This window comes from Pseudomonas sp. EA_65y_Pfl1_P113 (assembly GCF_963970525.1).
Classification (GTDB): Bacteria; Pseudomonadota; Gammaproteobacteria; order Pseudomonadales; family Pseudomonadaceae; genus Aquipseudomonas; species Aquipseudomonas tritici.
Genome location: NZ_CAXAQM010000594.1, coordinates 1 through 450 on the forward strand (window position 1 = coordinate 1; position 450 = coordinate 450).

1 protein-coding gene is annotated in these 450 nt (G+C 66.0%); it reads right to left on the reverse strand.

The window, feature by feature from the left end; all coding sequences use genetic code 11:
- Positions 1 to 197: 197 nt before the first annotated feature.
- A partial coding sequence (locus tag AACY52_RS31255) for an FCD domain-containing protein (protein ID WP_339561533.1) occupies positions 198 to 450 on the reverse strand: 253 nt, incomplete at its 5' end.

Below are 450 nucleotides of genomic sequence, written 5' to 3' on the forward strand. Positions count from 1 at the left end.
TTTCTGAGCCTCGTCCAGGGCAAGGAAATCCTGAAATGGTCGCTGTCCATGAAGACCCCTAGCCCCGCCCGCCATCGCGCGCTGATCGAAAACGGCATCAAGGTGTTCGTCGCGGCCTATGAACGCCGTCCTGCCGCCGCGAAGCCGATTCGGCGGCGGCCTGCGAAGGCCTGACGCGCCGCAAGACGAGGGACGTCTCAGGCGCCGAGCACGTCGGCGAGCCGCGCGTCTTCGGTGGCGGGCTCCTTCAGGAACAGCTCGGCCTCGATCTCCTTCAGATGCGACAGCATCAGCGCGCGCGCGGCATCCCTGTCTTTCCGGGCGATCGCCTCGACGATCCCGGCGTGATGCGCGGTGCCGCAGGCCGGCGTGTCGTGGCGGCGGTAGAGCAGGATGATGAGCGATGAACGCGCGATCAGCTCCTTGAGGAAGCCGAGATAGATGCTGTGA